Annotated in this window: 16 protein-coding genes and 1 pseudogene; 6 read left to right on the top strand and 11 right to left on the bottom strand. The window is 67.8% G+C overall.

All coding sequences use genetic code 11. From position 1 onward, the window contains the following. The first annotated feature begins 22 nt into the window (after window positions 1–22). Window positions 23–637: a TetR/AcrR family transcriptional regulator gene (locus tag BJ987_RS31135; protein WP_307869813.1), complete on the top strand. Its 615-nt coding sequence runs from the start codon at window positions 23–25 to the stop codon at window positions 635–637. Here the strand turns inward: BJ987_RS31135 and BJ987_RS31130 are convergent. The 5 genes from BJ987_RS31130 to BJ987_RS31110 all read right to left on the bottom strand — a co-directional run bounded on the left by BJ987_RS31130 (window position 627) and on the right by BJ987_RS31110 (window position 6,082). Further along, window positions 627–1,502, bottom strand: coding sequence for an SDR family oxidoreductase (locus tag BJ987_RS31130; protein ID WP_209896642.1), 876 nt, complete (start codon window positions 1,500–1,502; stop codon window positions 627–629). The two genes, BJ987_RS31135 and BJ987_RS31130, sit on opposite strands and share 11 nt — an antisense overlap. After that, window positions 1,499–2,929 carry a flavin-containing monooxygenase gene (locus tag BJ987_RS31125; protein WP_307869812.1) on the bottom strand — a complete coding sequence of 477 codons (1,431 nt, stop codon included), beginning with the start codon at window positions 2,927–2,929 and terminating at the stop codon, window positions 1,499–1,501. The genes BJ987_RS31130 and BJ987_RS31125 overlap by 4 nt, the downstream gene beginning before the upstream one ends. A 77-nt stretch (window positions 2,930–3,006) precedes the next feature. Next, window positions 3,007–4,056 carry a PDR/VanB family oxidoreductase gene (locus tag BJ987_RS31120; protein ID WP_209896640.1) on the bottom strand — a complete coding sequence of 350 codons (1,050 nt, stop codon included), beginning with the start codon at window positions 4,054–4,056 and terminating at the stop codon, window positions 3,007–3,009. Next, window positions 4,056–4,949: a metal-dependent hydrolase gene (locus tag BJ987_RS31115; RefSeq protein ID WP_209896639.1), complete on the bottom strand. Its 894-nt coding sequence runs from the start codon at window positions 4,947–4,949 to the stop codon at window positions 4,056–4,058. Before BJ987_RS31115 ends, BJ987_RS31120 begins: the two co-directional genes overlap by 1 nt. 80 nt (window positions 4,950–5,029) lie before the next feature. After that, entirely contained in the window at window positions 5,030–6,082 is a 1,053-nt protein-coding gene (locus tag BJ987_RS31110; RefSeq protein ID WP_209896638.1) for an AraC family transcriptional regulator, read from the bottom strand. A 125-nt stretch (window positions 6,083–6,207) separates the two neighbouring features. Between BJ987_RS31110 and BJ987_RS31105 the strand changes: the two genes are divergently transcribed. The 3 genes and pseudogenes from BJ987_RS31105 to BJ987_RS31095 all read left to right on the top strand — a co-directional run bounded on the left by BJ987_RS31105 (window position 6,208) and on the right by BJ987_RS31095 (window position 10,981). Continuing rightward, entirely contained in the window at window positions 6,208–7,800 is a 1,593-nt protein-coding gene (locus BJ987_RS31105; RefSeq protein WP_209896637.1) for a GMC family oxidoreductase, read from the top strand. After that, window positions 7,797–9,311 carry an aldehyde dehydrogenase family protein gene (locus BJ987_RS31100; RefSeq protein WP_209896636.1) on the top strand — a complete coding sequence of 505 codons (1,515 nt, stop codon included), beginning with the start codon at window positions 7,797–7,799 and terminating at the stop codon, window positions 9,309–9,311. The genes BJ987_RS31105 and BJ987_RS31100 overlap by 4 nt, the downstream gene beginning before the upstream one ends. 33 nt (window positions 9,312–9,344) lie before the next feature. Beyond that, window positions 9,345–10,981 (top strand): annotated as a pseudogene (locus BJ987_RS31095) (long-chain fatty acid--CoA ligase). A 47-nt stretch (window positions 10,982–11,028) separates the two neighbouring features. On the opposite strand, the gene BJ987_RS31090 reads toward BJ987_RS31095, so the two are convergent. After that, complete coding sequence (locus BJ987_RS31090) at window positions 11,029–12,762, bottom strand: GMC oxidoreductase (protein WP_209899378.1); 1,734 nt, start codon at window positions 12,760–12,762, stop codon at window positions 11,029–11,031. Between the two features lie 190 nt (window positions 12,763–12,952). On the opposite strand from BJ987_RS31090, the gene BJ987_RS31085 reads away from it, so the two are divergent. Beyond that, a complete protein-coding gene (locus tag BJ987_RS31085) occupies window positions 12,953–15,016 on the top strand; it encodes an AMP-binding protein (protein ID WP_209896635.1) in 2,064 nt (687 codons plus the stop codon). A gap of 17 nt (window positions 15,017–15,033) precedes the next feature. Here BJ987_RS31085 and BJ987_RS31080 read toward each other — a convergent pair whose 3' ends face one another. From BJ987_RS31080 to BJ987_RS31060, 5 genes are all read right to left on the bottom strand, one after another. Then, entirely contained in the window at window positions 15,034–15,864 is an 831-nt protein-coding gene (locus BJ987_RS31080) for a hypothetical protein (protein WP_209896634.1), read from the bottom strand. Window positions 15,865–15,952: 88 nt separating this feature from the next. After that, entirely contained in the window at window positions 15,953–16,531 is a 579-nt protein-coding gene (locus BJ987_RS31075) for a dihydrofolate reductase family protein (RefSeq protein WP_209896633.1), read from the bottom strand. A 72-nt stretch (window positions 16,532–16,603) separates the two neighbouring features. Beyond that, the gene (gene xdhC / locus BJ987_RS31070; RefSeq protein ID WP_245367650.1) at window positions 16,604–17,419 is read right to left on the bottom strand and encodes a xanthine dehydrogenase accessory protein XdhC; all 816 of its coding nucleotides are present in this window, start codon (window positions 17,417–17,419) and stop codon (window positions 16,604–16,606) included. Between the two features lies 1 nt (window position 17,420). Further along, the gene (gene xdhB / locus BJ987_RS31065; protein WP_209896632.1) at window positions 17,421–19,877 is read right to left on the bottom strand and encodes a xanthine dehydrogenase molybdopterin binding subunit; all 2,457 of its coding nucleotides are present in this window, start codon (window positions 19,875–19,877) and stop codon (window positions 17,421–17,423) included. 73 nt (window positions 19,878–19,950) lie between these two features. Beyond that, complete coding sequence (locus BJ987_RS31060; RefSeq protein WP_209896631.1) at window positions 19,951–21,420, bottom strand: xanthine dehydrogenase small subunit; 1,470 nt, start codon at window positions 21,418–21,420, stop codon at window positions 19,951–19,953. Window positions 21,421–22,052: 632 nt separating this feature from the next. Here BJ987_RS31060 and BJ987_RS31055 point away from each other — a divergent pair. After that, window positions 22,053–22,553, top strand: coding sequence for a nucleoside deaminase (locus BJ987_RS31055; protein ID WP_307869811.1), 501 nt, complete (start codon window positions 22,053–22,055; stop codon window positions 22,551–22,553). Window positions 22,554–22,644 lie beyond the last annotated feature (91 nt).

The following is a 22,644-nucleotide window of genomic DNA, read 5'->3' as shown; positions in this document are numbered from 1 at the left end:
TTTGTTTGCTACTGTCGGCCAGGTGCCCGCCGCGTCGAAACCCCCTGTGACCCCGAAGAACGTCGATGACACCATCGAATCGCGCATCCTGGACGCGGCGCTGACCCAATTCGAGCTGGTGGGCTTCAAGAAGACGACCGTCGAGGACGTCGCGCGCCGGGCCGGGGTGGATCGCGTCACGGTCTATCGCCGGGTCGGTTCCCGCGACGATCTCGTGCAGGCCGTGGTGAGTCGCGAGGTCGGCCGGGTCCTGGCCGAGCTGGCGCAGCTTCCCGCCCGCCACGACGACGCCGGTGATCTGGTCGCGGAGATGTTCGTCACCGTGCTCACGCGCTGGCGCACGCACGCGCTCGCTCAGCGCATGCTGACCCTGGAGCCCGAGCGCGTGATCGCGAGCCTCACCACTGGGGGCTCGACGGCGTTCACCATGTCGGTCGCGGCCTCGGCGGCGGCGATGGAGCAGGCCATCGCGCGCGGGCTGCTGCCCGAGGTGCCGGATGTCATGACGCGCATGGAGATCGCCTGTCGCGTGGTGCACTCGTTCATCCTGTTGCCGGACATCACCGTGCGATTCGAATCCGAGGCGGAGATGGCCGATTTCGCGCGCGGCTACCTGTTGCCGATCCTCACCGCTTGACAGCCGCGCTCTCCAGCACCTGAATGAGCCGGGCCACCCGCGGGTCCCGGGTCAGGCGATGATCCAGCGCGATATTGACGATGCCGCGCAGCAGGGCGTAAGGCTGCCAGCCCGCGGGTGCGATGGTGCGGGCGGCGCGGCGGCCGATGCCGTCGGCGATGACCCGGGCGGCCTCGGCCGCGCTGATCCGGACGCTCAGGGGCCAGGGCAGGAGGTTGTCGATGGCGCGACCCAGATCGTCGCGATCGAGGGTCGCGTGTGTCATTTCGGTGTCGACGATGCCGAAGTAGGAGATGCCCGCGGTCGCCCCGTGCGGTGCGAGTTCCACGCGCAGGGCGCGGCCGAGCTGCTCGACCCCGGCTTTGCTGATCATGTAGGGGGACCCGCCCATGCCGGGGGCGAAGGCGGCGCAGGAGGAGACGACCACGACATGACCACGTGCGTCGACGATGTGATCCAGCGCGGGGTGGACGGTGTTGAAGACGCCGGTGAGATTGACGTCGAGCACCTGGTCGAAGCTACGGGCGTCCATGGTGCGCAGCGTGGCGGGTTTCGGCACGATCCCGGCGTTGGCGACCACGACATCGAGGCGGCCGAAGCGGGAGGTCGTGTGTGCGATGGCAGCGGCCATCGCGTCACGATCGGTGACGTCCGCGCCGATCGCCAACGCGCGCGTCCCGAGGGTGGATGCGACTGCGCGAGCGCGGGTTTCGTCGAGATCGACGAGTGCGAGCGTCGCGCCGCGATCGTGCAGAACGCGGGCGAGTTCCCGGCCGATGCCCTGCCCGGCCCCGGTGATCAGCACGGTCTTGCCGCGGACCTCGTAGCGGGGTCCGGTGATCCGGTGCAGTCCGATGTCGATCATGCGTTCACCTCGTAGGAGTCGATATCGAATCGGCTGGTGCGCTGCCGATACTGGAAGCTCCAGTTGGGATATAGCCCGGCATTGCGGCCGTCCGGCGTCTGGTAGTAGCCGGTGCAGCCGCCCGTCACCCACACCGTGGACGCGCTGCGCCGTTCCATCTCGTTCAGGAACTCCTGCTGGACGCGCGGTTTCACTTCGACCCGGCGCAGCCCTCGCGACCGCACGGTGGACAGCGCGTCCACGATGTAGGCGATCTGCGATTCGATCATGAAGATGGCGGACTGATTGCCCGCGGCGCCGAATGGTCCGAGCGTGCAGAAGAAATTGGGAAACCCGGCGAGGGTGGCGCCGAGGTAGCTCTGCGGCCGGGTGCGATAGAGCTCGGCCATCGACACGCCGTCCCGGCCGATGAAGCGCTCGAAAGCGCTTGGGGTAGAGGTGAACCCGGTGCCGAAGATGATGGCGTCGACCGCACGCTCGGTGCCGTCCCGCAGCACGATCGAGTGCGGGCGCACCTCGGCGATGCCGTCGGTCACCACCTCGACATTGGGTTGGTCGAGCGCGGGCAGATAGGAATCGGAGAAGATGGCGCGTTTACAACCGATCATGTAATCGGGTGTGAGGACGCGGCGTAGTCGTGGGTTTCGCACTTGCCGCCGCAGCTGTAGCCGGCCGAGCAGTTCATAGGGGTGCCGGAAACGCTTGTCCACGAACCCGACCAGGCCGAAACCCTCGATGGCGGTGAACCAGCCGCCCCGAATCGCCTTGCCGACCATCGGGATCTGGCGCAGCAGCAGACGCTCGGGACCGGAGGTGCGCCGATCCAGTCGGGGCACGATCCACGGCGCGGACCGCTGGAAGAGGACGAGTTCGGCCACCCTGGGCTGGATTTCGGGCACGAACTGCACCGCCGAGGCTCCGGTGCCGATGACCGCGACCCGTTTGCCGGTGAGGTCGTACTCGTGATCCCAGTGCAGGGAGTGGAAGGTCTTGCCCGCGAAGGTGTCCAGTCCGGGCAAAGACGGATACTTGGCCTCCGCGAACAGACCGGTCGCCGAGATCAGGAAATCCGCGGTGAGCTCGCCGCGCGAGGTCGCGACCCGCCAGTGCCCGGCCTCGTCCCACCTAGCCTCGAGCAGTTCGGTGTCGAACCGGATATGGCGCAGCACATCGTGTTCCGTCGCCACCGTGCGGAGATATTCGAGGATTTCGGCTTGCCTGCCGTACTTGCGCGACCAGTTCGGGTTCGGTGCGAAGGAATAGCTGTAGAGCTGAGAGGGCACATCACAGGCGCAGCCCGGGTAGGTGTTGGCCTGCCAGGTGCCGCCGAGGTCACCGGCCCGCTCCAGGATGACCAGATCGTCGAAGCCCGCCTGCCGCAGCTTGATCGCCAGACCGATGCCGCCGAAGCCGGCTCCTACGATCACGATGCGCGGTGGCCGCGGGGAAGTGGGGGTGGATGCATAGCGTTGCGCCATGGACGTTTTCGTCCCTTTCGATGGTGCTACAGGTCCAGGACCAGTGCGTCGTCCGCGGCCCGGGAGACACAGGTGAGCATGTGGCCGTCGCGTTCGCTCTCGGGCAGGGTCCGGTCGCGGTGGTCGACGGCTCCGGCCAGGACGCGGGTTTTGCAGGTACCGCAGAAGCCCTGGCGGCAGGAGTACACGACGTCGGGGATGACGTTCCTGATCGCCGCCAGCGCGGTCTGGTCCGCGCCGACCCGGATCGTGCGGCCGGTGCGGGCCAGCCGGAGGTCGAACTCCCGGCCACCGCTCACCGGCAGCGCGGAGAAGCGTTCGGTGTGCAGCGAACCCGTCGGATTGACGGCGAACATCGTCCGCTGTGCCGCCGCCAGGACCGGCGGCGGTCCGCAGACATACACGGCCGCACCAGGTTCGGCGCGGCCGATCAACTCGGCGATGTCCGGGACCCCGGCTTCGTCGTCCGGGCGGATCTCCGCCTCGGGCAGTTCGTCGAGGAACGGCATGGTCGCTCGCGACCTGCCGAGGTAGATCAGACGACCCCGTGCCCCGGCGGCTTTGACCATCGGCAGGATCGGGGTGATGCCGATACCGCCCGCGAGGAACAGGTAGGATGGCGCTTCGATGAAGGTGAAGGCGTTGCGGGGACCGCGGGCCCGCAGCGGGTCACCGGGACGCAGGCGATGCATCTCGATCGATCCGCCGTCACCGTTCGCGATGCGGCGCACCGCGATTCGATAGCTGGACAGGTCGGCCGGGTCGCCGCACAGGGAGTACTGGCGCTGTTCGCCCGAGGGCAGGAACACATCCAGATGCGCGCCCGGCCGCCAGGCGGGCAGCGCCGCGTCGTCGGCGGCACGCAGGGTGAACGACAGCACGTCGACCGCTTCGGCGGCGATCGCGTCGACCACCAGGTTCAGGTCGAATCCGCTGCGGCGCACCGGGTTGGGCGGGGACAGAAGTGGCGCGCCGGCACCGGCGACGAAGACCTGCTTGTAGGCATCCATCACCGTTGCCAGCATCCGCAGGCCCGGGGAGGGTGCGAATGGCTTTGTCACCGTGGGAGTCTTCATCAGTGCCCAGCGCTCCTGGCGGCGGGGGAGTGCGCGAGGTAGCGCAGCGCCTTGTCCATCGGACCGAGCTGGGACGGGTGGAAACCACGTCGCAGGTATCGGGGCATCTCGGTGAAAAACGTTGTCCAGCTCGGAATCACCCCACGCCGCGTGGCGCTGATGAATTGGAGCGCCCACGCGCGCCCCTTGTCCGGCGACGGGTCGTTGCGGTAGAGGTACGCCGTCGACACGATGAACAGCGGCAGGAGCGTCGCGGTCGCCAGCACGGCGGTGCGTGCGCGGCGCGCGTAGCCGCCGTCCACGTGCATGTACGCGTCGAACACCACGCTGCGATGCTCGACCTCCTCCGCGCCGTGCCAGCGCACCAGATCCAGCATCGCCGGATGCATGCCGCGTTCTTCCAGGATGTCGGCGTTGAGCAGCCATTCGCCGATCACCGCCGTGAAGTGTTCCATTCCGGCGAACAAGCCGAGCCTTTCCTTCAGCCACTCCTCGCGGGCTCGGCCGGTCAGCCCGTGGTCGCCGAGGAGCCGGTCGACCAGCCAGGCGATGGTCGAAACATACGAATCGACGTCCAGGCCGATCGAGGTCAGGTGCGCGCGGGCGCCCTCATGGCTGGCGGCGTGCATGGATTCCTGGCCGATGAATCCTTGGACCTCTTCGCGCAGCCGTTCGTCGTCGATCAGGGGCAGCGCTTCGGCTAGGCATTCGGCCATGGCGCGCTCGCCTTCGGGCAGGACCAGATGCATCACGTTGACGATGTGCGTGGCCAGCACCTCGCCCGGAATGTAGTGCATCGGGACCGAATCGAAGTCGAAGTGGACGTCACGAGCCTGGATCGCGTGCGCTTCGTCGCGGTAGGGGCGCCTCGTCGCGCCGGAAGTCTCACCCATAGGGCGAATGTACAGAGCAACAAACAGTATGGCAATGTTGCAGGACGCCGGTTGGGCGGCAGAGGACTGCGAGGTCCGGGCTACTGAGCTCTACGCCAGCGCAAGGGTGTGGTGCCGGACCAGCGTTGAAAAGCGCGGGTGAAGCTGGCGGCTTCGCCGTAGCCGAGGCGGTCCGCGATCGCCGCTGTCGGCAGGTCGGTGCCGGTGAGTAATTCGCAGGCCAGGGTATGGCGCACTTCGTCGAGCAGCGAACGGTAGGAGTGACCCTCTGCGGCCAGCTGGCGGCGCAGCGTTCGACCCGAAAGGTGGAGCGCCGCAGCGACTTCTGCTTCGGTCAACGGTCCGCGCGCATGGCCGAAGAGCAGGTCGCGGACTCGGCCCGCGGTGCCGGTGAGGGCGCGCCGCTGGGCCGCGAGTTCGCGGCACTGCTGGGTGGCCAGCTCGGCGGTGTACGGGTCGGCCTGGGGCAGCGGGTCATCGATGACGCTCTTGTCGAAGACGGTGGCGTAGTGATCGCAGTCGTATTGCGGCGCGAAGGACAGTGCATCCTCGATGCGCCGGACCGCTTCCGGTCCGGGCCGCGGATACGGCAGCCGGACCGCGCTCAACCGCTGGGCCGGTCCGGCGATATCGCGGAGCAGGGTCGCGATGACGTTGATATCGCGTTCGGCCACGAAACGGGCTACCAGCGGATCGGGCACCACGGGTCGGATCACCAGCGCGATCTCGTCGGCGCTCTCCTCGGCGGTGATTTCGCAGAACGAATACGACAGATCCAGGAAGCGCAGCCCGATATCGATCGCGTCGCGAATGGATTGGCTGGCGATCAGCGCATAGCCCCACATGCCGTGCACGGTCGCGTGGTAGCGCAGACCGGCGGCCAAGCCGAGGCCGGGGCTGTCCGGCAGCGCGCGCAGCACATTGGTGATGATCGTGATCTCCTGCGCACCGGTCACCAGCGTGCCCGGCTTACGCAGATCCGCGCCGAGCAGACCGGTGCCGTGCAGACAATCCGATTCGGCCAGCCCGTGCTCGGCGGCCAGCCGGGTGACCAGCAGGGCGCTGGTGGGTGCGCGCATGCCGATCAGCGCGTTCCCGCGCCCGCTCGCTGCGGCATCCGCTGTCGGTCCCATTGGCCAAAAATATCAAAAAAGCGGCCTGGGCGGATCTATGAATCCCCAGTTGACCGGCCTTAACCTTCGGGAGAGCGCTTCGTGACCTCGGTCACGTGGTGGCCGGGCGAGCAACGAGGAGAGTTTTGAGCGAAAAGGACCGCTTCGACTATGTGATCGTGGGGGCGGGCAGCGCGGGAGCGGTAGTGGCCGCGCGCTTGTCGGAGAACCCCGCGGTGTCGGTGCTGCTGCTGGAGGCGGGCGGCGAGGACGACGCCGACGAGATCCACATTCCGGCCGCCTTCCCGAATCTCTTCAAGACCAAGTGGGACTGGAATTACCAGACCACCGAGCAGAAGCACATGGCGGGCCGCCGGGCGTTCTGGCCGCGGATGAAGGGTCTCGGCGGCTGTTCGTCGATGAACGCCATGATCTACATCCGTGGCAACCAGGCCGACTACGACAGTTGGCGCGACGATTTCGGCGCCGAGGGCTGGGGTTACGCCGATGTTCTCCCGTATTTCAAACGGGCCGAGGACAATTCGCGATTCAGCGATGCCTTCCACGGCACGGCCGGTCCGCAGCGCGTGGAGGATCGCCGCTTCACCCACGAGACCACCGACGCCTGGGTCGAGGCGGCGGTCGCCCACGGACTGAAGCGCAACGACGACTTCAACGGCGCCGACCAGGAAGGCGCGGGACGCTACCAGGTGACCTGCAAGGACGGCCGGCGCTGGTCCACCGCGGATGGCTACCTGCGTCCGGCGCTGCGCCGACCCAACCTGACCGTCCGCACCCACGCGTTCGCCACCCGGGTGGTGCTGGCGGGCACCCGCGCCGTGGGCGTCGCCTACCGCCGGCACGGCGCCGAGCACATCGCCTATGCCGACGGCGAGGTGGTGCTGTCCGGTGGCGCCATCAATTCGCCGCAGCTGCTGATGCTCTCGGGAATTGGTCCCGCCGCGCAGCTGCGCGAGCACGGTATCGAACCGGTGGTCGACCTGCCCGGGGTGGGCGAGAACCTGCACGACCATCCGGTCACACCGTTCCTCTGGTACAGCAGGGACACCTCCGATCTCACCGACTTCTCCAACCCGGCCCGGCTCATGCAGTGGAAGGTGTCCGGCCGCGGTCCGCTGTCGTCGAACGTGGGCGAGGGCGGGGCGTTCTACGCCTCGCGGGACGGCCTGGCCGGACCCGATATTCAGATCATCACCGCGCCGACCGGCTTCTACGACAACGGATTCCAGGAGCCCACCGCCCAGATGGTCACCGCCGGCGTCACTTTGGTGAACGTGGCCAGTCGTGGCCGACTGCGGTTGCGGTCGGCGGACCCGGCGTGGAAGCCGGAAATGGACCCGGCCTACTTCAGCGATCCCGTCGATCTGGCCGCCGCTGTCGCCGGTGCGCGCCGCCTCCTCGAGATCGTGCGGGAAAAGCCCTTCGCTCGCTTCCTGTCCCGGCCGTTCCTGCCGCAGTCGATGGCCGGCAGCACCGACGACGAGCTGGCCGATCACATCCGCGCCTGGACCCAGACGCTCTATCACCCGGTGGGCACCTGCGCGATGGGCACCGGCGAGGACGCGGTCGTCGACCCGCGACTGCGGGTGCGCGGCGTCGAGGGCCTGCGGGTCGCCGACGCGTCGGTGATGCCGGTCGTGCCGCGCGGCAACACCAATGCCCCGTCGATCATGGTGGGCGAGAAGGCATCCGATCTGATTCGCGAGGCGCGCGCATGACGACGCCGACCGGTACCGAGGACATTCAGGAAGTGACCGTGACTGCGACAGCCCTGGCGACCTTCGATTCGCTCGACCCCGCGACCGGCGATGTGGTCGGCACCCACCCCATCTTCGACGCCGCGCAGGTGAACGAAACAGTCGCTCGCGCACGGGAAGCCGCGCAGTGGTGGGCGCAGTTGAGCTTCGACGAGCGTGCGGAGCGGTTGAAGAAATGGCGCGGCGTCATCGCCCGCCGGATGGCGCAGCTGGCGGAGCTTTCGCATGCCGAAACCGGGAAGCCCACCGGTGACGCCCAGCTCGAGATCATGATGATGCTCGACCACCTGTCGTGGGCCGCCGGTAACGCGCGAAAGGTGCTGGGCCGCAAGAGCATCACCCCGAGTCTGCTGGCCGCTGACCTCGGCGCCTCGGTGGAGTACCTGCCGCTCGGCGTGATCGGTGTGATCGGGCCGTGGAACTTCCCGGTGTTCACTCCCATGGGCTCGATCGCCTACGCGCTCGCCGCGGGCAACGCGGTGGTGTTCAAGCCCAGCGAATTCACCCCCGGCGTCGGCAAGTGGCTGGTCGACGCGTTCGCCCAGGTGGTGCCCGAGCATCCGGTATTGCAAGTGGTGACCGGCCTCGGCGAAACCGGTGCGGCCCTGTGCCGTTCGGGTGTGGACAAGGTCGCGTTCACCGGCTCGACGGAGACCGGCAAGAAGGTCATGCGCGCCTGCGCCGACACCCTTACCCCGGTGCTGATCGAGGCGGGCGGTAAGGATGTGCTGCTGGTGGACGCCGACGCCGACCTGGACGCGGCCGCCGAGGCGGCGGTCTGGGGCGGGCTGTCCAACGCCGGGCAGGCCTGCATCGGTACCGAGCGCGTCTACGTGCATGAACAGGTGTACGACGCCTTCCTCGCGAAGCTCGTCGCGTTGGCGAAACCCATTCGGGCGGGCGATGATCCGGCCGCCCAGCTCGGACCGATGACGATGCCGTCGCAGCCGGGTGTGGTGGCCCGCCACATCGCCGACGCGCTGGACAAGGGTGCGCGCGCGGTGGTCGGCGGCCCCGATGCCGTGGGAGCCCGGCTGGTGCAGCCGACTGTCCTCGTCGACGTGCCGGAGGATTCGATCGCCATGACCGAGGAAACCTTCGGTCCCACGTTGGCGGTCAACAAGGTCCGCGATATGGACGAGGCGGTCGAACGCGCCAACAACTCCCGCTACGGCCTCGGCTCGGCGGTGTTCGCCAAGCGGCGCGGTGTGGAACTGGCGCGCCGCATCCGTTCCGGGATGACCGGCGTCAACCTGGTCTACCTGTTCGCGGCCCTGCCGGAGCTGCCGTTCGGCGGCGTCGGCGACTCCGGTTTCGGCCGCATTCACGGCCCGGACGGTCTCAAGGAATTCACCTACGCGAAATCCATCGCACGCCGCCGTCTTCCGGCGCTGATGGCCTTGACCACCTTCGCCCGCACCCCGAAGGTCGACAAGCTGCTCGCCACCCTGACCGTGCTGCGGCACGGCTGATCCACCGTTAGTTTTGAGAGGAAAACAGTTCCGATGTTGAGCACCATGCAGGACGAGCAGCTGTCGCTGGCGACACTGTTGCACTACGCGTCCACCTTCCAGGGCGACAGCACGGTATCCACCTGGACCGGAGCTGGTTTGCGGACCATGACCTACCGCGAATTGGGTGCGGAGGCAGCGCGTTTGGCCCATGCCCTGCGCGGGCTCGGCATCGGCGTCGGTGATCGGGTCGGCACCTTCATGTGGAACAACAACGAGCACATGGTGGCGTATGTGGCGGTGCCGGCCATGGGCGCGGTGCTGCACGCGCTCAATATCCGATTCTTCCCGGAGCAGCTGGTCTACGTGGCGAATCACGCCGAAGACCAGGTCGTCATCGTGGACGGCACGCTGGTGCCGATGTTCGCCCAGTACCTGCCGAACCTGAAGACGGTCCGCCACGTCATCGTCGCCAACGGCGACGCCTCCGCCCTGTCCGCGCCCGAAGGCGTTCAGGTGCACTCCTACACCGAACTGCTTGCCGCGCAATCGGTCAGCTCGACTTCCCGATCATCGACGAACGCTCGGCGGCCGGTATGTGCTACACCTCCGGCACCACCGGCGACCCGAAGGGCGTCGTCTACTCGCACCGCTCGAACTGGCTGCACGCTACCCAGGTGTGCGCGCCCAACGGTATGGGCTTCTCCGCCGCCGACACGGTGCTCGCCATCGTGCCGCTCTTCCACGCCAACGCCTGGGGCCTGCCGTACGCGGCGCTCATGTCGGGCGCGAATGTCCTGATGCCGGACCGATTCCTCCAGCCCCAGCCGTTGCTGGAGATGATGGCGGCCGAGAAGCCGACCTTCGCCGCCGCGGTCCCGACCATCTGGGGCGGCGTCCTGGCCGGGCTACAGGCCGCGCCGCAGGACATCTCGCACCTGCGCACCTGCCTGGTGGGCGGCTCCGCGCTGCCGCCGGCGATGATGCACGCGTTCGAGGAGAAGTTCGGCGTCAAGCTGCTGCATGCCTGGGGCATGACCGAAACCTCGCCGCTCGGTTCGGTGGCGCACGCGCCGGTCGGCGTCGAGGGGGACGAGCAATGGGCCTACCGCTACACCCAGGGCCGATTCCCGGCCGGGGTGCGCGCCCGCCTGGTCGACGACGCGGGCAATGTCGTCGCCAATGATGGAAAGTCACTGGGGGAGTTGCAGGTTCGCGGCGCGTGGATCACCGGCTCCTACTATTCGCCGAACGGCGCCGAGATCGAACCCGACAAGTTCGACGACGGCTGGCTGCGCACCGGCGATGTCGGCAAGATCAGCCCCAACGGCTTCCTGACGCTGGTCGACCGCTCCAAGGACGTCATCAAGTCCGGCGGTGAATGGATCTCCTCGGTCGACCTGGAGAACGCGGTGATCGGTCACCCGGCCGTCGCCGAGGCGGCCGTCATCGGCATCCCCGACGCCAAGTGGGACGAGCGGCCGCTGGTAGCGGTGGTGCTCGCGGAAGGGCAGAAGGCCGAACCCGAGGAATTGCGCGACTTCCTCGCAGGCAAGTTCGCCAAATGGCAGCTGCCGGAGTACTGGACCTTTGTGTCCGAGGTGCCCAAGACCAGCGTGGGCAAATACGACAAGAAGCGGCTGCGGGCGCAGCACGCCGAGGGTGAACTGACAGTCGTCACCCTGTCCTGAGCGGTGCCGGGCCGGTGCGCGACCGTGCGCACCGGCCCTGGGACCGGTTACACCGCCTCCACGTCCGCGGTCCGTTCGGCGTTGTCCCCCAGGACAATCGGCAGTCCCAGCGCGATCGGGGCGTGGGCCGGGACCACCGGATGCTCCGGCGGGACCGGCGCGACCGGCCGGTAGGGACTGCCCATAGCGGGTCGCGGGTCGGCGCTGCCTTTGTTCGGCCACAGCGCGGCGGCGCGCTCGGCCTGGGCGGTGATGGTCAGCGAGGGGTTGACCCCGAGGTTGGCCGAGATCGCGGAACCGTCGACGACACTCAACGACGGATAGCCGTGCACGCGGTGGTACGGGTCGATGACGCCCTGGGACGGATCATCGGCGATAACACACCCGCCGATGAAATGGGCGGTCATTGGGACATTGAACAAATCGGGCCAGGTGCTGCCCGGTGTCGCGTCGATCTTCTCGGCGACGCGGCGGGTGGCTTCGTGCCCGGTGGGTATCCAGGTCGGATTGGGTTGGCCGTAGCCCTGTTTGCTGGTGAAGCGCCGCCCGAACAGGCCGCGGCGGGTGTAGGTGGTGATCGAGTTGTCCAGGCTCTGCATGACCAGCAGGATCAGCGTGCGTTCGCTCCACTGCTTGGTACGCAACAGCCGGACGGTGCGGATCGGATGCGCCAGGGCCAGCGGAAAAACCCTGAGCCACTGCGGGATCCGGTGGCCGCCGTCGATCAGATAGGTTTGCAGCAGGCCCATGGCATTGGAGCCCTTGCCGTAGCGGACCGGCTCGACATGGGTGTCGGGTGCGGGATGGAACGACGAGGTGATGGCGACGCCCTTGGTGATGTCCAGGGCCGGGTCGATGGCGGTGCGGCCCACACCGAGGATCGCTTCGGAGTTGGTGCGGGTCAGGACGCCGAGCCGGGGCGAGAGGTCGGGCAGGACGCCTTTGTCGCGCATGTCGAACAGCAGGTGCTGGGTGCCCCAGGTGCCCGCGGCCAGCACGACGTGCCCGGCCCGCAAAGTGGTGCGCCGCCGCCGGATTCGAGCATCGGTGCGCCGGGTCTCGACATCCCAGTCGCCGTCCGGGCGGGGCCGGACGGCCGTCACCGTGGTCATCGCCCGCACCTGCGCGCCGCCGGCCTGTGCCAGCCCGAGGTAGTTCTTCACGAGCGTGTTCTTGGCGCCGTGGCGGCACCCGGTCATGCATTCGCCGCACTCGATACACCCGGTCCGCTCCGGTCCGACCCCGCCGAAATAGGGGTCGGCCACGGTCTTTCCGGGTGTACCGAAGTACACCCCGACCGGGGTCGGCACGAAGGTGTCACCGACGCCCATGTCCTCGGCTACCGCCGCGATGATCTCGTCGGCGGGTGTCATATGCGGATTCTGGACCACGCCCAGCATCTTTCGCGCCTGCTCGTAATACGGACTGAGCTCGGCGTCCCAGTCGGTGATGCCCGCCCACTGCGGATCGCCGAAGAAGGCGGGCCCTGGCTTGTACAGCGTGTTGGCGTAGTTCAGCGAACCGCCGCCGACACCGGCCCCGGCCAGGATGAAGCAGTCGCGCAGCCGGTGAATCCGCTGTATGCCATAGCAACCCAGCCGCGGCGCCCACAGATACCGGCGCAGATCCCAGTTGGTTTTCGCGAAATCGCTGTCGGCGAAGTGCCGGCCCGCTTCGAGAACTCCTACTCGATAACCCTTTTCGGTGAGCCGCAGCGCTGTCACGCTACCGCCGAAGCCGGAACCCACGACGATGACGTCGAAATCGCACTCCTGGGACATAGCCACCTCCAGACGCTAACAGCGGGCCGGGACCAGCCAGCGGATTTTCGCTCTCATCACAGGTCTACTCCCGAGGTCATTGTGAACTGTCCCGTAGTGCGGCCAATGCGCTCTAGCTGGAGTTTGCTGAGGGTTATCCTGACAGCCGGGTCCGCTGTGGGCGCCGGTCGTCAGAGAAGATGAACGTAGCTTGATTACCGATGTTGTCGAAGTGGTCGCGGAGGTCCCGGTCTCCCGGCGCGCGCTCTATGAACTGTTGGTAGATCCGCACAATTACCCGCGGATCCTGTTGGGAGTCGGTGCCTGTGAACCACTCGAGCCGATAGACGGTCAGCCGCGGGTGCGGTTCCGGATCGGGTCCGTCGAGGCCGGAATCCGGACCATCGACGTGCGGCCGAGTGTGGTGCGCTGGTACGAGCGGCTGGAGCTGCACTGCGCGGCCGAGGGCAGTTTCGCGTCGATCCGGCTGCGTGGTGAGGATGAGCGGACCCGGGTGATCATCACCTTCTTCGCCGTGGGGCGGGTGCATCCGGCGCTCGCCGAAGTGACGAAAGCCCAGCTCTCGCAGTGGGTTCAGGACGGCCTGGATCGCGCCGTAGACATGGTGCGGGGCAAGCCCACCTCCGTCGTGGTGAATGCCGAGGATTCCCCGGTGCGGCGCCGCGCGGGCGTGGCCCGGCAGATGGTGGCCAGCGGAGTGGTGACCAGCCGTCCCGATATCGGCGTCAAGCAGATGCGCGGACTGGCGCGCTGGGGATTCAACCTCGCCGGCGGTTACGCGGCGGGCGCCGCGCATTCACCGGATCGCGTCGCGGTGATCGATGAGCGGGGCAGCCGGACCTTCGCCGAGATGGACGCGCGCACCACCGCGTTGGCGGGCGCCATGGCCACCCTCGGGCTCGGCTCCGGCGACGCGATCGGACTGCTGGCCCGCAACCACCGCGGCATGGTCGAAACCATGGTCGCCGCAGGCAAACTCGGCGTCGACGTGGTGCTGATGAACGCGGGGCTGTCCGGGCGGACGCTCGAGGAGATCGTGCAGCGCGACCGGCTGATGGCGCTGTTCGTCGACAGCGAGCTCGAGGAACTCGTCAAGTACCTACGGGTGGACATTCCCCGGATCAATACCGACGAGCCGCCGCCGGACACCGGGCGCACCACGGTGGACGACCTGATCGCGCAGGGGGAAAAGAAGTTCCGGATGCCGTCCCAGCCGGGCCGGCTGGTGGTGCTGACCTCCGGAACCAGCGGCACCCCGAAGGGTGCGCGCCGTCCGCACCCGCGCGGTTTCGGCACCATCGCCGCACTGCTGTCGCGAATCCCGTTGCGCATGCACGAGATCATGCTGATCCCGGCCCCGCTGTTCCACACCTGGGGGCTGGCCGGTTTGCAGATCAGTACGGCGTTGCGGGCCACCACGGTGCTGCCGGAACAGTTCGACGCCGAGGACACGCTGCGCCTGATCGCCGAGCACCAGGTCACCAGCCTGCTGGTGGTGCCGACCATGGTGGAACGCATCCTCGACCTACCGCCCGCGGTGCGCGCCCGCTACGACGTGTCGAGCCTGCGGGTAGTCGCGAGCTGTGGTGCGCCGCTGGCGGCCGCGACCGTGCTGCGCTTCTTCGATACCTTCGGCGACCTGCTGTACAACGTCTACGGTTCCACCGAGGTGTCGTGGGCGACCATCGCCACGCCCGCGGATATGCGCCTGTCGCCGATGACGGCGGGCCGCCCGCCGCTGGGCACGAAAGTCGCTGTGCTGGGCGAGGATCGACGGCCGGTGCCGATCGGCGCGGTGGGCCGGATCTTCGTCGGCAACCACATGCTGTTCGACGGCTACGTCAGCGCCGCGCCGCCGGAGGAGGTCAAGGGGCTGCTCGACACCGGCGACGTCGGCTACCTGGACGCCGCGGGCCGGCTCTACATCGCGGGGCGCGACGACGAAATGATCATCTCCGGTGGCGAGAACGTCTTCCCGCGCCCGGTCGAGGAGGCGCTGGCCCTGCTACCGCAGGTCAGTGAAGTCGCGGTGGTCGGTGTCCCGGATCGCGACTTCGGGCAGCGGCTCGCCGCGTTTGTGGTGAAACGCGAAGGGGTGGGCCTGGATCCGGAGATGGTGCGTAACTACATCCGCAACCGGCTCGGCCGGGTATCGGTGCCGCGGGACGTGGCGTTCCTCAGTCACCTGCCGCGCGGGGAGACCGGGAAGGTGCTCAAACGGTTCCTGGTGGGCTTCGACGGCGCGCACAGCTGATCGACGGCGCCGGGGTCTCAGCGCGTCCGGGTGATGGCGGTCGCGATCCGGCTCAGCACATCCGGTCGCAACGCGTCCCGCCCGACGCTGTGGTCGCCGTAGCTGAACATGCCGTCATCGAGCAGCGCGGGTAGTCGAGGTTCGTCCAGGCTGTCCGCGGCGAAGGCGTAGAGCTCAGGCAATCTGGGCAGAATCAATCCGTAGTCGATGATCCGGGCGGCACGGCCCTCCTCGGCCAGAATCTGCTCGACCGTCACCCCGTGCAGGGGATACAGCTCCGGGAAGACGTTGCGCAGGTCCAGGAAGACGCGCACCGCGTGCCCGCGTGGATCTCCGATCCGCCGCCCGAGCGCGCCCCATCGGCCCAGCGCCAGCGTGGGACGTTCGATGAGGGCGTGGGTGAACAGCACGCGCGAAAGCGTCACGTTCATCATGAATCGCTCTGGCGCAAGCTCGGTTTCCGCCAGCGGCACATGGTCCAGATATCCGCTGACGATGCTCCGATTGTGTGCCCGATACCAGGATGCGGGGGAGGGGCCGGCGAGGAACTCCAGCCACAGCCGCACACCCGGCGACTCCGCGTCCGCGCTGCCCGCATCCCACAGCACGCGCGCGGCCAGCTTGTCCCGCAGTAGCCGATCATTGATCGCGCGCCACCAGCCGCTGCCGGACTCCGGATGCAACACCCCGCGCGCCAGTTCCCACCGCAGGAAATACAGCTCGGCGCGCCGGTAGTCCCGCATGTGCGCCGGATAGAAATCCGCGGCCACGGTCAGCCGGCGATTCGGCTCTTGTTGGACCGCGGCGATCTGAACTGCCGCGTGCGCGGCGGCATGGTCCGGTTGCATCGTCGCCAACTCTAGGGCAGCCGAGAACACGCCGCAGGATCGGGCGCGGACCCCGGTCGGGCTCGCGCAGTGCGCAATTCGACGTGCTTCAGCCGTGCAGGGTGGGCCGATAGACCAATTCTTGGATGTCGCCGTCGAGTGTCCGGTGCTCGATCAGCTCGAGATCGAAGTCGGCCGCACCCTCGAAGATGGGCTCCAAGCCGCTCCTGCCGGTGATCACCGGAAACAGCGTCACTTGAACGCGGTCTACCAGTCCGGTCGCCATCAGCGCCCGGTTCATCGACAAACTGCCGTGCGAGCGCAAGGGTACGGGCGACTCGGCTTTGAGCCGGGCGACCACATCGACGGCATCGCCGCGCTCGACGGTCCCGTCGGGCCAGTCGAGCGGTTCCGCCAGCGTCGTCGACACCACCGTCGTCGGCAGGTTCCGCATCCGCGTGACCCACGGGTCACGCACGTCGGAGTCCTCGTTGCTGTCGGCCAGCATTTGCGCGAACGCTCGATAGGTGTTGGCTCCGAGCACCATTCGCTGGTCCTGGCGATACAGCTCGAGCCGATGGCCGAGCAATTCGGGACCTTGTTTGCCCCAGTAGCCGGACCAGTCGCCCCCGGCGGCGCCGAAGCCGTCGAGGCTGGAAAAGACGTCGAACGTGTAGAGAGCGGCCATGGTGTGCTCCTCGCGTGCGGTGATCGGGTCTACCCGTATAGACGAGGGGCGCCGGCGAAACTCATCGACCAGTCAGTTGTCGACGTCCTTCTGGAAGGCCAGCAGCAGCTCGGCCGCGACGCTCACCGCGATGGTGGCGGGCTCCTTGCCGGTGATGTCGGCCAGGCCGATCGGAGTCTTGATCCGGCTGATGGCGGCTTCGTCGTGACCGCCCTCGGCGGCCAGGCGCTGCTTGAAGCGGGCCCACTTGGCGGCGGAACCGATCAGCCCGATCGAGCCGAGACCGTCGGTCCGCAGCGCGGTGTCGCACAGGGCCGCGTCCTCCGCGTGGTCGTGGGTCATGATCAGTACGTGCGTGCCGCGCGGCAGGTCCGCGAGCACCTCCTCCGGCAACAGCAGGGTGCGGTGTACGGTGATCTGCGCCTCGGAATCCGCGAGTACGGCGAGTCGTTCGTCGGTGAGCTGCTCGGGACGGGTGTCGATCAGGTGCAGATCGAGGTTGTGCCGGGCCAGGATCCGAGCCAGCTCCAGTCCGACGTGCCCGACCCCGAAAATCGCCACCGCGGGGAACACCGGCAGCGGTTCGAGCAGCACGGTCACCACCCCGCCGCAGCACTGCACCCCGTGCTGATTGGTGACCTTGTCGTTGAGCGCGAACTCCATCAGTTCCGGCTCCGCGACCGGGGTATCGATCAATTCGCGAGCCCGATCGATCGCGACGGCCTCGATATTGCCGCCGCCGACCGAACCCCACGCTTCGGTCTGTCCCACAACGAGTTTCGCGCCCGGCTTGCGCGGCGCGTGGCCGCGCACGGTCGCGACGGTCACCAGTACGCCGGGTTCCCGGCGTGCTCGCAACCGCGCGACCGCGGCGACCCAGCTCATCATGTCAGGCACGGCTCAAAGCGTCGGCGGTGATCGCGGCGCTCTTGCCCTGACCGTTGCCGGCCTGACCGTTGCCGCCGTGGCCGTTGCCGTTCGCCAGGACGTGGCCGACGGTGAGGCCGTGGCCGGTGCCCGCATTGCCGCGGGCGGCTTCGATCGCCCAGTACACCGCTTCCGGCGTCGCGGGGGACCCGAGATCCACACTGGTTCCGGCGGGCCCGAACGCCGCGGCGGCCTGCCGCAGCGCCTCGCGCACCGAGAAGGCCAGCATCAACGGCGGTTCGCCGACCGCCTTGGACCCGTAGACCGCGCCCTCTTCGGTGGCGTTCTCCAGCAGCGTGACATTGAATTCCTCGGGCATTTCCGAGAAGCTCGGCAGCTTGTAGGTGCTGGCCGCCTGGGTGAGGAACCGGCCGCGGTGGGGTCCGTCGCTGGTATCCCACCGCAGGTCTTCCAGCGTCAGCCAGCCCGCGCCCTGCACGAAGCCACCCTCGACCTGACCGATATCGATCAGCGGCGAGAGACTGTCACCGACATCGTGCACGATGTCGACCCGCCGGATCCGGTAGGCGCCGGTGAAGCCGTCCACCTCCACCTCGGTCGCGGCGGCGCCGTAGGCGAAGTACTTGAACGGCGAGCCCTGGAAGATCTTCGCGTCCCAGTGCAGGCCCTCGGTCCGATAGAAGCCGGAGGCCGACAGCTGAACGCGCTGCATGTACGCGGTGCGTACCAGCGAGTCCCAGTCCAGCTCCTTATCGCTGCCGAGGACGCGGGCGACCCCGTCGACGATGCGAACATCCGAGGCGTTCGCGCCCAACTGAGACCCGGCGACCTCCACCAGCCGCGCGCGCAACTGCTCACAGGCGTTCTTGATCGCGCCGCCGTTGAGATCCGCGCCGGCGCTGGCCGCGGTGGCGGAGGTGTTGGGCACCTTGTCGGTCCGCGTCGGCGCCAACCGCACCTTGTGCAGCGGGATACCGAGCGTGGTCGCGGCGACCTGCATCATCTTGGTGTGCAGACCCTGGCCCATCTCGGTGCCGCCGTGGTTGATCAGGACCGAGCCGTCCTTGTAGATCAGCACCAGCGAGCCGCCCTGGTTGAAGGCGGTGAGGTTGAACGAGATGCCGAACTTGATGCCCGTGATCGCCAAGGCGCGCTTGGTGTTCGGGTGCGCGGCGTTGAACATCGCGATCTCCCGCTGCCGCTCGGCCCAATCGGCGCTGTTCTGCACCTCGTGCCAGATCCGGCCGATCCGATCGGTCTGGCCGACCGGCTGGCCGTACGGCGTGGACTGACCCGGCTGGTAGAAGTTGCGCTCGCGCAACTCGGCCGGGTCCAGGCCCAGCAGCGGCGCGCACCGGCCCAGGATGTCCTCGATGACCAGCATGCCCTGCGGCCCGCCGAAACCACGGAAGGCGGTGTTGGACACCGTGTTCGACTGCGCGATGCGGCCGGCGACGTGCGCGTTGGGAATCCAGTACGTGTTGTCGATATGGCACAGCGCGCGGGCCAGCACCGGCTCGGACAGGTCCAGGCTCCAGCCGCCGTCCGCGGTCAGCGTCGCGTCCAAGGCTTGGATGCGGCCTTCGGCGTCGAAGCCGATCTTCCACTCGGCGTGGAAGCCGTGCCGCTTGCCGGACATGGTGAGATCTTGAGTCCGGTTGAGCCGCAATCGAACCGGTCGACCGGTCAGCTTGGCGCCGAGCGCGGCAATGGCCGCGAATCCGTGCGGCTGCATTTCCTTGCCACCGAAACCGCCGCCCATGCGCAGGCACTGCACGGTCACCTCGTGGCTGTGCAGCCCGAGTACGTGCGCCACGATTTCCTGGGTTTCGGACGGATGCTGGGTGCTGCTCTGGATGAACATCTGCCCGGCCTCGTCGACCATGGCCAGGGCGCAGTGCGTCTCCAGATAGAAGTGCTCTTGGCCCTTGAACTCGAACTCGCCGGTGAAGACGTGCGCCGAGTTGGCGAAACCCTCCGCGACATCGCCGCGAATCATGGTGGGCCGCGCGCCGTGGAAGCTCTCTTTCTCGATCGCCTCCCGCACGGTCACGACCGAGGGCAACTCCTCGAGGTCGACCTCGACGGCCGCCGCGCCCTGCCGGGCCGCTTCCAAGGTCTCGCCCAGCACCCAGGCCACCGCGTGGCCATGGAACATGACCTCCTCCGGAAACAGCGGCTCGTCGTGCTTCATGCCCGCGTCATTGACGCCGGGCACGTCGGCAATGGTGAGCACGCGCACCACGCCGGGCACGGCGAGCGCGGGCTCGGTGCGCAGCGCGGTGATCCGGCCGTGCGCCTTCATGACCTGCACCGGGTAGGCGTGCAACACGTCCTTGGTGCGATACACCAGGTCGTCGGTGTAGAGCGCGGTCCCCGTGACGTGCAGCGACGCGCTCTCATGCGGCATCGGCACGCCGACTATCGGCTTCTCCGGCCGTTCGGACAGTTGACTCATGACTCCGCCTCGCTGACGCTCGGCTCCGTCACGAGCCGAGAACGCTGGATATTCGATTCGCTCGCACGCTCGCTCATGACAGCACCGCCTCGGTGGTTTCGGCGAACAACTTCTCGAGACTCCGGCCCAGCATCGCCGAGCGGTATTCGGAACTGGCGCGGTGATCGCTCATCGGGGTGCCCTCGGACCGCAGCACCCGGGCGGCCTCCGCCACGACCTCGGGCGACCACGGCTTGCCCACCAGGGCAGCCTCGGTATCCCGCGCCCGAATCGGCGTGGCGGCGACGCCGCCCAGGCCGATCCGCGCCGAGCGCACGATGCCGTCCTCGATGTCGAGCGCGAAAGCCACTGCCACGCTGGAGATGTCGTCGAAGCGGCGCTTGGCAATCTTGTGGAACGCGGTCACCGGCGCCAGCGGCAGCGGGATGCGCACCGCGCGGATCAGTTCATCCGGTAGCCGCACGCTCTGCCGGTAACCGGTGAAGTAATCGGCCAGATCGACCACCCGCTCACCGTCGGCGGAGGCCAGCACCACCGACGCACCCAGCGCGAGCAGCGCGGGCGGGCTGTCACCGATGGGCGAACCGGTACCGAGGTTGCCGCCGAAGGTGGCGGTATTGCGGATCAGCCGGGAGGCGAACTGCGGGAACAACTGGGCGAGCAGCGGCACGCTGCCGTCGAGGCGACGTTCGATCTCGGTGAGCGGCACGGCCGCACCGATTTCGATGTGATCGGATTCGACGCGCAGCTCCCGCAATTCGGGGAGACGGTCGATGCCGATCACGTAGTCCGCGCGGCGGGCGCGAATGTTCACCTCCACGCCCCAGTCGGTGGAGCCGGCAACGAGCACCGCGTCCGGGCGTTCACGCAACAGCCGGACCGCTTCGGCCAGGGTTTCCGGACGACGGAACGTGCGATCGTCGCGGGTGTATTCGGTGGCGACCGGCGCGGGTGCGGGCTGCTCCCGTCGCAGCGCGAGCGGATCATCGGCGCTCGGCGCGCCGAGGGCGTACGCGGCGTCCCGGATCGGCCGGTAACCCGTGCAGCGGCAGAGGTTTCCGCTCAGCGAGTGCAGGTCGAAACCGTTGGGGCCGTGCTCGTGGTCATGGGCGTCGGCTTCGGTCGCCTGCTCGGCCGGGCAACGGCCCGGACGGTAGTACTCGGAGGCCATACTGCATACGAAACCCGGTGTGCAGTAACCACATTGCGAGCCGCCGCGCACCGCCATCTCCTGCTGCACCGGATGCAGCTCGGTCGGCGTGCCGGTGGCGTCCATGGTGCCCAGGCCTTCGGCGGTGACGATCTCCTGGCCGTCGAGGGCAGCGACCGGAACCAGGCAAGCGTTGACCGCGACCCAGTCGGTGGGCTGATCCACACCCGGGCGGGCCACCATGATCGAACAGGCGCCGCATTCGCCCTCGGCGCAGCCTTCCTTGCTCCCGGTGAAGCCACGCTCCCGCAGGAAATCCAAGACCGTTGTGTGGGGGGCCGCCGGGGAAATCGGTTCGGCCTTCCCATTGACCGTGATCCGCGCCGCTACCATGGCACAACCTCATTTCGGTGCGCGGTCGATACGATAATCCTAGTCGCCATTTCAGAGCTTTCTGTTTCGGTGACGCAACCCGAGAATCCGGAGCGCAAATCGGCGCGCGAACGTGCCGCGGGGCGGTGACAGAGATCGGAAAGTGCCGGGGCCGCGATCGGGCACGCCGGGAAGTGGGCCGCTCAGCAGCCGTGTGCTACCCGACCCGGAACCCAAACGGTTCGGTGAGCGTGGCGACGCAGGTCAGATATGGTGGACATCCGGCTACGCCTCCTTCCGGCAGCTCACGGGTCGGTCAGCTCGAAACTACGGGTGACGCAGGCCATAGGTCAAGCCGACGTGCGTATGCCCGCAAGGTTTGGCGGAAACTCCGACGCGGTGATCATCGGCGGTTGAATGGCTTGGATTTTCCTACGAATGGATATGACGGGAATGTTTCTGGCGGGCTACGCGGATAGGCTCTTGTCAAAGACTACGAAAAGGCGGTGTCCGCCCGTGGACGTCTTCATGTCTTCCACCCCTAGCTGACTTCACTCGCTTGACTGTGTACTCCTTCACACCAGTTGCAACAAGCAAGGGATGCGGGCGGAAGCGTTGGACGCGACGGCCCCACCGATCCGAATGGAGTGACCGTGACCGCGACGCAGGAAATGAACATCCAGGAGCTCGAACGCGCCTGGATGGATGAGGCGATCAGGTTGGCCACCACCAGCGTGGCCAACGGCGGCGGCCCGTTCGGCGCGCTGGTCGCCAAGGGCGCCGAGGTTGTCGCGATCGGCCACAATCAGGTCACCTCCACCCTGGACCCGACCGCGCACGGCGAGGTCAGCGCGATGCGCGCCGCCTGCAAGGAGCTGAACACCTTCTCTCTCGAAGGCTGCGTGCTGATCACCTCCTGCGAGCCGTGCCCGATGTGCCTGTCCTCGGCGCTGTGGGCGCGCGTCGACCGCATCGTCTACGCCGCCGACCGGCACGACGCCGCCGTCGCCGGGTTCGACGACCTCAAGTTCTACGACCTGTTCGAGTTGAAGCCGAAGTCGAACTGGCCGACCCGCGTCGAGCAACTGGACCTCCCGAACCGCAACGCCCCCTTCGACGCCTGGCTGGCCAAGACCGACCGCATCGACTACTGACCCCGTGCGCCGGCGACCCGCGTATTCGCGCGTCGCCGGCGGTTCAGCCTGGACTCTGATGGCGGCCTGGCGATTCGAGCAGGCGAAACTC

Source organism: Nocardia goodfellowii, assembly GCF_017875645.1.
Lineage (GTDB): Bacteria > Actinomycetota > Actinomycetes > Mycobacteriales > Mycobacteriaceae > Nocardia > Nocardia goodfellowii.
Note: the sequence above shows the minus strand (reverse complement) of the source record. Positions and strands in the feature narration are given on the sequence as shown.